Here is an 11,920-nt window from a genome sequence, read left to right on the forward strand (position 1 = left end):
GCGCTCCTTGCCCAATTTGCTTTTTCACCGCGGCGCCGCTTCGATTTCGCTCCTACTTCTCGCAGCCAGATTTGAAAGGGTAGAAGGAGGCAAGAAAGGTCGTCTTGAATTTGTTGAACGCAGCGTGTGTTGAACTGCCACCGCCATCGTTCATGCAGAAAAAGCGCAACGAGCGATACATTTTCTTATTCTGAAAAGCGCTGAAATTTGTATGGCGTACGATCAAAGACTGCTCATTGCTCTCGATGCAAAGTCCCTTAGAACGCGCGTAGTGGTGATAGAAGAACGATGCAAAAGAGATATCGTCTGCCGTACGAAAGCGCGCTGCACGCGTTGTCGCTGCTTCGTCACCGAATTCGTCTATCATCTCCTTGAACACTGTACGCGTAAACGCATAGGGAGCGTGCCTGTGCATCTGAATAGGCTTAATACCCGTTCTTTCGTCCAGTAATCTCGCTCCACCGACGGCAGCATTTTGCCATTCCTCAGCGCGCCCAGCGTCACTTAGTTGCTCAAGATAAGGCAACACACCGTACGGCTCAAGACGGGCAACAGTTTGCCCGTAAGCATTGAAGAAATCCTGTGGTCTTACAAACCCAGACAGAAAGAAATCATCATTGAAATAAATGAATTTCTCACTGAGGCCGGAAATCTCGTGAAGAAACGTTTCTATAACATGAGAATTGAATGTTGGCAGAATGTCCGCAGGCATCAACGCTTCGTGATAGACCCATTTAAACCGGTCGCTCTCCGTGAACCAATCCGGAGGAGCGCAATTCGAAACGATATATATAGTCCGGACCCACGGTGCGAACAGCTCAATTGAGCGAATCGAATGCTTCAACTCATCATTGTGCGAATATCGATCGGGGTCGATAGCAGCGGAGCCTCTGTATGGCCTAATTAGTTCCTGCCAAGCAGGATCGCTACCGTTTACCCAAGTATATACTGCATCAATCTCTTCAATTTTATAAGGCGTAAGTGAAGCCTGTGGTGGATTCCAATTTTTCTCGACAAGTATGCGCTTGACGGGAGTAGTCTCACCGACTGCTACCGCCACGCCTTTCTGCTCCCGCCACAGCGTGATCGAATGCCTACTAAGCAACGCGCTACCGGAGTCGACAACCGCCAACTCTATCCTGCCACTGCTTCCCGGCTTGAGAATCGAAGCTTTAAACCTTGACGGGTTAAAATGAGTCCATCCAGATACGTTGGAATGAACGAAAATACGGACTCCCGCACCTTCGGCAATTTTGGCCATTGCGGACATCAAGAACGGCAACGAAAAGGCGCTGATATCGACGTCGGATTTCAACCCAGAGAAACTACGGGTTATTCCAAGATCGACTGAAGACAGCAGTTGCGACACGCTCTGCGGGGGGCGTCCTTCAACGGTATTACTGAGAACTCTCGACCATTTCCCCGCCTGTTTAGCCGGAAGCATCAAATGAGTGATTGGGTAACGCTGATTCAGTTCATCTCTAAGCAGCACAGCGTATCGTCTAGTTTTCGAAGAAAACCATCTGGTTATGCGTTGGAACATCACAAACTCGCTCATGCCGCGGAATTACCCGGCGGACCTACTTTAGTTGGCCTGCCATATTATATGGCGTGACTCGTCGTTGTTTCATTTGCTCGTGTTGCGACATAAGGCTGTCCCACTCGGCTACAACTGACTTTTTTCTCTCGAACTGAACCCTGCGACCGGTAATTTTCACATTTTCGCAACTGGAAAAAAATGATGAATCCTCTCGAAACTGCGCCTCGTACAAAGTACGAAATATATTCGTATCGCAACCTTCTCCGAAAAACACCTTTATCCTCTCAAAAAAATCCGAGTCTTCACTCACATTAGCTTCTCTAAAGAAACCGACATTACCCAAGACATCCTGGCGAGGAAACATCATTGAAATTATGCAGTTCATGACTCGCTTTTCGTTCACTTCCAGTCGTTCTCGTCTGGAGTTAACCCTGACGTAGTTGCAAGTCACAACTTTTTTCGCCGGATCCCGCAACAACTCAATGACCTGTCTCTCGATCCGGGTCGGGTCACTGACATCATCACCATCCTGAAATGTCAGGTATGCGCCTGTTGCCATCCGCATCCCAAGGTTCCGACTTGCGCCGGTACCGATCGACATCTCATTGGTAACGACACGTATGCGCGGGTCACGTTCGCATAGTTCCGCAATAATGCCAGGCGATGCGTCGGTGCTTCCGTCGTCTACGACGATAATCTGCAAGTTCCTAAACGACTGCGCCATGATAGAAGTCAACGAGGCACTAATCGTATCTTCATTATTGCGTGTCGCGACCACGACACTCACGTATTCGGCCTTGAAATTACCGAACTTACGTCGAAAAAAGCGGTATGGCCACCATGCTTCGTACACCAGCTGAGGGTCTGCGATCACGTCTGACAACCGGCCTCTCTTATCGAAAGCTTTGAAGAAAATCTTCAGCAGACCACTGACGGTTGCCGGTCGAATGCGCTCGAGCTCAACGCGAGGATTCCGGCGAAACTTTCGCATCATGTTCGAATTCATCCTGTCTTGAATAGTAGACATGTGACAGGGATATGACACTTTTATGACCGTGAATCTAGGGGGAGGTTGCACAACTCCGAGCAAGATTGGTGCCTGGAGGCCGTTTAGCAGAAAATGCTCTCGTCGGTTGCTGTCTGAGGGCTATGTAGCTCGTATATCTCAGCTAAATGGCAGGCTTCGTCCGGAGTGAAACATCCTATAGCCCCGTGCTTTCTGGGACTGCCCCGAACAAGAGCTAGTGCATCACTGCTCCCTAGGCATCCCAGCGCGCTGCTGTATGCAGCCTTTGACCAACACGGAGCGGCTCCGAAATGCGACACGGCATAGCTAAATTGTTGGCCGTCGAGCAGCTTGCATATTCATGTTAGCGCCGATATCTACAGGCGATAAAATTTTGACAAGATCGCACGATCCTGTCCTACAGTGAATGTCAAGTTGACGCTGCTCAGGAGGCCTAAGGCTTAACCACTATGGCAAAAAAAGCATTGATTACCGGGGTGACTGGCCAGGACGGCTCCTACCTTACCGAACTGCTAATCGAAAAAGGATACGAGGTCCATGGGATCAAGCGTCGCAGTTCGAGTTTCAATACACAGCGCATTGACCACCTTTACCAAGATCCTCACGAGACCGGCCTCAAACTTCACCTGCATTACGGCGATCTGAGCGACACGTCTAATCTTACACGTATCGTAAAGGAAGTTGAGCCGGACGAGGTCTACAATCTCGGTGCCCAGTCACATGTCGCAGTAAGCTTTGAATCCCCTGAATATACGGCTGACGTTGACGGATTAGGCACATTGCGACTTCTGGAAGCAATCCGATTCCTCGGCTTGGATAAGAAGACGCGTTTCTATCAGGCGTCCACGTCAGAGCTTTATGGCTTGGTTCAGGAGATCCCGCAGCGGGAAACAACTCCTTTCCACCCTCGCTCGCCGTATGCGGTTGCGAAACTTTATTCTTATTGGATTACGGTCAACTACCGGGAAGCGTACGGCATGTACGCGTGCAACGGAATCCTCTTCAACCACGAGTCGCCGCGACGTGGGGAGACCTTCGTCACCAGGAAAATCACCCGAGGTCTGGCCAACATTTCCCAAGGCCTCGAAACCTGCCTTTACATGGGTAACCTGGACTCGTTGCGTGACTGGGGTCATGCCAAAGACTACGTGCGCATGCAGTGGATGATGCTCCAGAAAGACGAGCCCACTGACTACGTGATCGCCACCGGAAAGCAGTACTCGGTCCGGGAGTTTATTCTTTGGTCCGCAACTAGGCTCGGTATCGAACTTGTCTTTGAGGGTAGCGGTATAGACGAGATTGGTGTTGTGCAAGCGTTGCATAGCGATGAGGTTCCAGGCGTTAAGCCGGGTGATGTCATTGTCAAGATCGACCCGCGATATTTCCGGCCTGCGGAGGTAGAGACCCTGCTTGGTGATCCATCCAGGGCCGAAAATGAACTTGGCTGGAAGCCAGAAATCACTCCACAGGAAATGTGCAAGGAGATGGTTGACCACGATCTTGGCGTAGCAAAACGTCATGCTTTCCTTAGAAAGCACGGCCATTCCGTGCCTTTTTCAATCGAAACGTAGTGGTCGAATGCAATGAAACTTTTTCTCAGCGGCGGCTCAGGAATGGTCGGAAGGAATATTCTCGAGCATGCGTATGCTAGCCAACACACTATCCTCGCACCACGCCGGTCGGAACTCGACTTGCTGGATGGGGATGCGGTTGATGAATATCTGCTGAGGCACAAGCCAGATGCCGTGATTCACGCGGCAGGTACGGTTGGCGGAATCCAAGCCAATATAGCCGCGCCGGTCAGCTTTCTTAGCGACAATCTTAATATGGGTATGAACGTCTTGTTGGGCGCAAGACGGGCGGAGATCCCCAGATTGCTCAATATTGGTAGCTCATGCATGTATCCGCGGATGGCGACCAACCCGCTTCGGGAAGAGACAATCCTGTCCGGCGAGTTGGAACCAACCAACGAGGGCTACGCAATCGCCAAAATTACGTGTGCTCGCCTTTGTGAGTACATCAACAAGGAAGTCCCCTCGTTTCTCTACAAGACGATCATACCCTGCAATCTATACGGCCGACATGACAAGTTCGATCCGAACAAATCGCACATGATACCTGCGGTCGTGCGGAAAATCTCCGAGGCTGTCGAGTCGAAGTCAAATATTGTAGACGTGTGGGGTACTGGCAAAGCCCGCCGGGAATTTATGTATGCCGGAGATTTGGCAGACTTTGTATTTGCTGCGATTACTCGCTTCGCCGACTTGCCTCAAAACATGAATGTCGGTCTCGGGTACGATCACAGTATTATGGACTACTACCGAACGATCGCGACGGCCTTGGGCTTCAGTGGCGAATTCGTTCATGATCTGTCAAAGCCTCAAGGGATGAACCAGAAGCTCGTCGACATTACTAGACTCGAGGCATTTGGCTGGAAGGCAACGACATCGCTTGAGAGCGGCATCGAGAAAACCTACAATTTTTACAAGAATGGAACCGTGCAATGATCGATCTAGCCCTGGCGACAGATACGTGGGACAGCGAAGAATTTTCGGCGATTCAGCGCGTTATCGACTCGCGTATGTTTTCGATGGGGCCGGAAGTTGCGGCCTATGAACGTCAATTCGCAGAATTTTTTGGCTCCAAACATGCCGTAATGGTAAGTTCGGGGTCGACCGCAAACCTGCTGATGGTTGCCGCCCCCTTCTTTACGAAGACCCCGAAATTTGAGAGGGGCGACGAAATCATCGTTCCCGCAGTATCGTGGTCAACCACGTACTATCCTTTTCACCAGTACGGGCTGAAACTGGTATTTGTCGACGTTGATCCGCATACGCTCAACCTCGATCTAACAAAGCTGTCAGCGGCGATAACGGAGCGGACAAAGGCTATTTGCCTTGTCAATTTGCTCGGAAACCCAAACGATTTCGCTTCGGTGAAGGCGATCATTGGAGCCCGAGACATCCTCGTGCTTGAAGATAATTGTGAGTCAATGGGTGCGACTTTCGAAGGGCGCCAAGCGGGCACATTTGGACTTATGGGTACATTCAGCTCGTTCTATTCGCATCATATTGCGACTATGGAAGGCGGCTGCATTGTTACGGACGACGAAGAGATCTACCACATACTCCTCAGTTTACGCGCTCATGGCTGGACGCGGAACTTGCCGAAATTCAACCATGTTACCGGCGAAAAGAGTGATGACGCATTCGAGGAGTCGTTCAGGTTCGTGCTCCCCGGCTACAATGTCCGCCCGCTGGAAATGAGCGGGGCTATTGGCAGGGCGCAGCTGAAAAAGCTACCTAGTTTTATCGAAAATCGAAAGCTTAACGGCCGCCATTTTCAGGAGATTTTCAGTAACCACCCGTTCCTTCACATTCAAGAGGAGACCGGAGACAGCAGTTGGTTCGGCTTTGCCATGACTGTTCGTCAGGACGCCGACATTGCTCGTATGGAGATCCTTCAGAGGCTTCGGGACAACAATGTTGACGTCAGGCCTATTGTCGCTGGTAACTTTGTCAAGAATCCTGTGATCAAATATTTTGATTATTCGGTTGCAGGAACCCTTGAGGCTGCCGAGCGTATCGACACTCACGGTTTCTTTATCGGCAACCAACAAGTTGATATCAGGGAAAAGTTGGACGCCGTGAGGGCGTTGCTGAGCTAAGGTCCAGTACGCGGGAGACAGTGATTTAGGGACTGAGACGTGACTTAGTTCCTAGATCTCGATTCATCGCCAAGTACGACCTACGCGGAGACCCTGGGAGTTCTTCCAGGCATATGCTCCGATCTGTTCCCGATGGTTTGTGGAAATTCAATTGGTTCGAGAGACCGGAAAACGCGACCGATGTGTTTACAGCTCGTGCGCGTGTCGGGGGCAGTGGTAAAATAGACACTATTTGCTTTGACGAAATACAGTGCGTATAGCGCACACGGCCCTGCGATGGACAATTTGTGATTCAGAAAATTGGAAGCGGTTTCATTTGACGAATTGACACGTCTCTCGCTGAGCAGAAGAGCGCATTCTGAGGAGCAAACGAAGGGCATCCTCGATCTCGATATAGCTTTTTGTGCTCGGGTCGAAATATTTTGGATACAAAATATAGGCTGCGGCAAATATTTGTTCGACTGAGAGTTTCCGCGTCCGCCTCCCATTCGGTTGACGGTCATCCGTCAGGCCCCATCCAGCGTAGAAAGGACAGCCTACAGTCGTCACTTCAACGCCGCGCAGAAGTGCCTCAAAGCCTGACAACGAGGTAATGGTATAGACGTGGTCGATCGTGTGAAAACTATCGGACAAACTTACATCTTGCGTCAGAATATTGGCAAGGCCGCGTACTTCATTCAAGTTGGATCCGACCGGCGCAATCCCGTTGAGTACCTCGGGATGCGGCTTGTAGATTATGTCGGCGTCTGGATTTTCCAGTCTTGCCAACCTGACGAGATCGTTGTTTGTAAATGGCTTCGAGCAACCGTAAGCGATCGATGCATCACGCTCGACTTGGCCAACGACCAGAACACGTTTCGCTGTCTTTGGTCCGTAGATCGTTTCAACATTTACGGAAGCGCCTGAATTGTATTTGCTCAATCCTCCGTCCAGCATTTGAGAAATTGCCGAGCGCGCCCGCATCATGAGGTCGGGATCCGCATCGAAGTCATACGACGCGAGGATACCCTCAAGATCTGTTGGGGTGGCTGCGGCAAAATACATGTCCTGCCGGTCAAATGCCAGAGACAGAGGCGGGACGCGAAGCGCACCTAAGTTAAGGGATCGGATGAAGCCGTCCTCAACGTGCGAAAAAGAGATGCCGTATTTCAAGCAAAAGCCCTTGAGCGGTTTGGGGCCATTGTACTGCCAGGTAAGAACTTCGGCCCGGGGATGTCGAAGAATGAGCCAACGCCAGTACAAGAAAAATTCGAGCGAATTGATTTTTGTTGGTGCGAAAATAACATCGTTGTCGGGAAACCAATCACGTATGAACGTTTTCCAACGGCTGAACCCGAACACATATAACGGGGGCCGCGCTTGGCGTTTCAATACCCTCTCGTACATGCTTGAAGCGACGACAAATGGATAACGGAGGAGAAGCCGTAAAAGGCGTCTTGGCTGCAATTTTGGCTCAACAACAGTCGACACGGAAGCCTCGCAAATTTCTGGCGATATCATGGCTACTCCATGTGGTGCGGCGGGCCACTGCACGGCGCTATTCAGCCGCCGCCCGCGCAAAATCGGATTGCGTATCAACGCCAATTTCAGACCTCCGAAGAGACTGAACTAAATCAAAGGCATCTTCGATTTCAATCAATCTCTGAGACACGGGATCCACGTAGACAGACATATCGATGCATGCCGCGTGAAACAGCTCTTCGGCGGTTCTCGTCTGGGTACGCCGGGCAATCGCCTGGCGGTCATCGGTCAGGCCCCAGCCCGAGTAGAAGGGCATTCCAAATGTTACGACTTTCTTGCCGCGTAGGAGCGCCTCGAAGCCCACCTGAGATGCGACCACGTAGACGATTGCGCACTGGTCCAGCACCTGCGTGATGTCGGCATCATCTGGGAGGATTTTTACACGTGCAGTCGAGGGAAGAATATTGCGGTCGGTTTTTACGTTGTCGGGATGGCGCTTGAAATACACTGTTGCTCCAGGATTCTCTCGGACAGCGGCAGCAACCATGTCGGTAATCGTACGCTTCTCGGCGCCACCGAATCTGATCGAAGCGTCATGCGGGGTCTGATCGATTGCGACAACGCTTCCCGGCTCCAGAACGATTTCCCGCCCCTTGCCTGAGTTTCGGTTGTATTTGGTCAGACTCTCGGTTCTGATGCGCTTTATCAACCTTTTGGCGCGGTCGATTTCTGCATCGCTCAAACGATAGGCGTTATCGTTCAGTTTGAGTTCGAGTCGCGATGGCTGTCGGGCATCGTAGTAGTAGCAAAGATCATCAAGAATATAACCGAATGGTCGCCTGCCGACGGTCGGCGCTTCCTTGTCGAAATACCCAGCGTAAGCTCCAAAGAAAGCGGCTTCGCCGAAGACGATTTCCCGGTCGAAACTTCCGGTCAGCAAGGCATCCCAGAAACCAGATGTTCGGATCGCCATGTGCAGCACAAGTGAGAAGTCGGCCTCGTAGGGGAGGACTTTCATGCCTACATTCGGCGTCTGGAAAATGAGCTTTATATTCTCGTGAAAGCCGCCCTCCAGATCGTCGTTAGGGGCATTAGCATAGACTTTGGCATTTCGCGGGATACTGCGAACGAAATCGGCGGCAGAAAACTTTTTGTCCCGCCTCAGTAGCCCGCGCATCGTCAGGAAGGTGTGCATCTGGATGAGAGACTGCTTTTCTGAAAGAACACGCAGTTCGTCAAAGGGCTTCTGTTTCCACAGCTTTCCGCCCTTCACGTTTCTGTCTAACCAGGTACGTGTACCCTTGGCTCTATAACCCTCAGTCAAGGCCTGTGAAAGTTTGTCGAGCCAAAGCGTTCGGTAAATCTTGTTTGATATCGAGCGCGTCCTCCGGCTCTTTGTTTTGGAAACCGGCCAGCTCGGCTCGAAAAATATATCATTGTATGTTGAAAGTCTGGCAAACCGATACCAGTCACGCCGCCTCGGATGAGCCCCACCATTCCAAGGCTTCATGGCGCCGTTGTAGTGGATGATGCTGGGCGACTTACGGCCCTCAGCAGCGTCTTCGGGACTAATCAATGCGCGACCACTCAAGTTGGAAGCGACCCAGTCGGGCTCAAACAGCTGCCCATGCATGTTCCACCGAATGTGGATGTATTTCATTCTTCCAGCGAATAGGTAGTTCAGGATCTGCTGATCGCCATGGAATATCAGATACCGATTTTGCTCGATATACGCAGATACCTCTTCGAGAAAGTCCATCGCGCGGATGGCTTTGATATTGCAAACGAGAACGCCAGCGTTCAGATTTACAGACGTTGGCGGGGTCTTGTAGGATTTGCGATGTGCGACGCTATTATAGTCCTCCGCTCCTGCAAATAGCGTTCTGTCGTCTAGGACAGTATCAAAAACCTCCGCGATATTACCCAAAATGATCATGTCGGAGTCGAGATACACGACTTTCTCCAGATCACTCGGCAAGACGAGGTGCATTCCTAGCCGAAAATACGTGGCGGCTGAGATGCCGCGGCTCGTCCGGACTGCTGAGAAGTCCTCGGCCGAGACCAAAAGTGGATAGATCTCGATATCGAACCGCTCGGCAATGCAGCTAAAGCGATTTGCGTCGTCTTCCGGCATCGGCCTGTCGACTAGAACAAACACCCGAAGTCTGCGGGCGTCTTTATAGTTTGCAGCTAGGGACGTCATCGCAACCGCAGTAATCGGCAGATACTCCTCGTCTGTTGCAAACACAACGTTGACGTAGCTGTCGTTATTCATTTGTTGCACCGCCCCCTGAACCTAGATTGCATACCTCCTGACTTAATGCATGTTCGATGACTGTATTGTGACACTAGATCCAGCTTCAGCAGCACGGACGCGCATGATTATTGCGGTTCCGTCAGAGTGGCTCCGTTTGCTGCGATCAACAGTCGTCTGGGCTGGTAGATGGGCTCGTCAAGCATTCGCAGCTGTCTGACGAAACCTATTGCCGCAACAGGGTGATCGAAGGGGCAGCCATCGAGCTGCGCTGGCGAGTACTCCCACCACCGGGTCTCCAACATTTCATCTATCAACTCAGGTTCAAACCGCTTACGGACCAACCGGCCCGGATTGCCGGCGACGATGGAATACGGTGGAACGTCTTTGGTCACGACCGCGTGGGCACCGATGATCGATCCTGTACCCACGGTGACGCCTGTGCGAATGAACGCCCCAACACCAACCCATACGTCGTGCTGGATAACGGTTTCTTTGATTGTCGTATGTGCCATACGCTTCCAATCACCTACAACGGTTGCCCAATTTGGGCGAAGATATTGGACAGGCGACGTACTGAGCCAATTCGTGGGATGCTCCGGATAGCCAATCTCTACACCTTCGGCGATAGAGCAGTATCGACCAATTCGGACATTGGTGAACCGTCCTTTGCCATTGATGTACGAAAACGCCCCGACGGAGAGAACGTCCCTCATCGAGGTTTTGACCTGGCAAGGGACTTCATAGGAGTTTCCGAATTGAAATTGGCTTTTCGGACTGAACTCAAGGTCTAGGCCAAAGCTTTTTAGCTCGTCGGCGGTAAACCGAGCGCCAAATTCGACGCGCTTAATGCTCATTTCGTACGGCCTCCGAAGCAACCGTCATCAAGGCCGCAAGACAGATCGCCAAGGCCGGCGTCGCCGCGGTCACCCTCGGGCCTCCTTCTCCCACTTGCGCTGTCGCCGACTTGTCCTGCCACGAGAACCCGCTCACTGCAGATGACCGAACCTGCTGTACAAGCAGATAAGCAGCTTCGATGTTGGAAGTGTAAAGTGGTAACCGCCCGGGATCATTGGAGTTTGGTATAAGCCAAAGAGTTTTATCCCGAACCTCTCCAGTCCGCTCATCCCTTATCAGCCTGTCAATCTTCCGCCAACCGATTGCCTGCGCAACCATCGCATCAAGTGGCCTCGATCCGAGACTTGCTTCACGGAGGAGATCGACAACGCTTTCGACGCGCATATTCAAGCCTAAACCTATATCAGTCCTAGGAAGCGTCTATGATAGTTTTGATACAGAAATACGACAGCGAGATGTGACGTAGCGCCGATGGCTACGAAGTCTGAAATAGAAATTTCAGAGCAGCGCAACTTAGTGCCATGGCCGGTGTTCGAGCTTGGCTGTACGGGCCGGAGCCAATCCGGGCACTTGCTGCACCGTCTTCCCAACTACAGCCTCCCGTGCTTTCCGGGGCAACGAATTTCGCGAGGGAATGCGCTGCCTCAAGATCTCCAGTGTAGTTTGGTATAGTTCCAGCTTTTCCGGAAGTCGGCTCAAACCAGATACCGCGCTCAATGATCCGGCCTTGGGGATCGCGGTCTTCGCGTATCTCGCGCCGCCATCCAATCGCTTCCGCAATTTGGCGGTCCAAAAGGCGCGACCCTTCTCTCGCCGTTTCCAAACTTGCAACTATCATCGGGATATCCAAAAACCAGCTCCAAAATGTCTGTCACAATTTCAAATGAGTGATCTCTGACGAACTCGTTTGTTTTTTAATTGCTTGTCCATGTTTAAGGCAAGGGACGAACCGTGACTAGGTGGCTGCGACCGATGCAAGACGCCTGTTGCACTAGATGATTATACCATTTCAGAAACTTAGGTATCCCGATCTATATGACGCTTTCTAGACAGGCGCGAGCCGCGAGGGACACACTGCGGCGGGAAAGAAGCTTAGGAGTAGGCCGGCGCTGC

General features: G+C 51.6%; 8 protein-coding genes. 3 read left to right on the plus strand and 5 right to left on the minus strand.

Annotated elements, in window-relative coordinates; all coding sequences use genetic code 11:
- Positions 1–52 precede the first annotated feature (52 nt).
- A complete protein-coding gene (locus ACQY1L_RS12400; protein ID WP_430241018.1) occupies positions 53–1,558 on the minus strand; it encodes a Stealth CR1 domain-containing protein in 1,506 nt (501 codons plus the stop codon).
- 22 nt (positions 1,559–1,580) lie between these two features.
- On the minus strand, positions 1,581–2,534 hold the full coding sequence (locus tag ACQY1L_RS12405) for a glycosyltransferase family 2 protein (protein WP_430241019.1): 954 nt from the start codon (positions 2,532–2,534) through the stop codon (positions 1,581–1,583).
- 482 nt (positions 2,535–3,016) lie between these two features.
- Here ACQY1L_RS12405 and gmd point away from each other — a divergent pair, with 482 nt between their 5' ends.
- Genes gmd through ACQY1L_RS12420 form a run of 3 tightly spaced genes read left to right on the plus strand, consistent with a single transcriptional unit; the run spans position 3,017 to position 6,234 of the window.
- A complete protein-coding gene (gene gmd / locus ACQY1L_RS12410) occupies positions 3,017–4,138 on the plus strand; it encodes a GDP-mannose 4,6-dehydratase (RefSeq protein ID WP_430241020.1) in 1,122 nt (373 codons plus the stop codon).
- A 12-nt stretch (positions 4,139–4,150) separates the two neighbouring features.
- Positions 4,151–5,074, plus strand: coding sequence for a GDP-L-fucose synthase family protein (locus ACQY1L_RS12415; RefSeq protein ID WP_430241021.1), 924 nt, complete (start codon positions 4,151–4,153; stop codon positions 5,072–5,074).
- The gene (locus ACQY1L_RS12420; RefSeq protein WP_430241022.1) at positions 5,071–6,234 is read left to right on the plus strand and encodes a DegT/DnrJ/EryC1/StrS family aminotransferase; all 1,164 of its coding nucleotides are present in this window, start codon (positions 5,071–5,073) and stop codon (positions 6,232–6,234) included. The genes ACQY1L_RS12415 and ACQY1L_RS12420 overlap by 4 nt, the downstream gene beginning before the upstream one ends.
- 312 nt (positions 6,235–6,546) lie before the next feature.
- Here ACQY1L_RS12420 and ACQY1L_RS12425 read toward each other — a convergent pair whose 3' ends face one another.
- The 3 genes from ACQY1L_RS12425 to ACQY1L_RS12435 all read right to left on the minus strand — a co-directional run bounded on the left by ACQY1L_RS12425 (position 6,547) and on the right by ACQY1L_RS12435 (position 10,806).
- Positions 6,547–7,620, minus strand: a complete 1,074-nt coding sequence (locus ACQY1L_RS12425; RefSeq protein ID WP_430243941.1) for a capsular polysaccharide biosynthesis protein — start codon at positions 7,618–7,620, stop codon at positions 6,547–6,549.
- 151 nt (positions 7,621–7,771) lie between these two features.
- Positions 7,772–9,970, minus strand: coding sequence for a glycosyltransferase (locus ACQY1L_RS12430; protein WP_430241023.1), 2,199 nt, complete (start codon positions 9,968–9,970; stop codon positions 7,772–7,774).
- Between the two features lie 107 nt (positions 9,971–10,077).
- The gene (locus tag ACQY1L_RS12435) at positions 10,078–10,806 is read right to left on the minus strand and encodes a CatB-related O-acetyltransferase (RefSeq protein WP_430241024.1); all 729 of its coding nucleotides are present in this window, start codon (positions 10,804–10,806) and stop codon (positions 10,078–10,080) included.
- Positions 10,807–11,920 lie beyond the last annotated feature (1,114 nt).

The sequence above is a fragment of the Neorhizobium sp. DAR64862/K0K3 genome (genome assembly GCF_050500185.1).
GTDB lineage: Bacteria > Pseudomonadota > Alphaproteobacteria > Rhizobiales > Rhizobiaceae > Neorhizobium > Neorhizobium soli.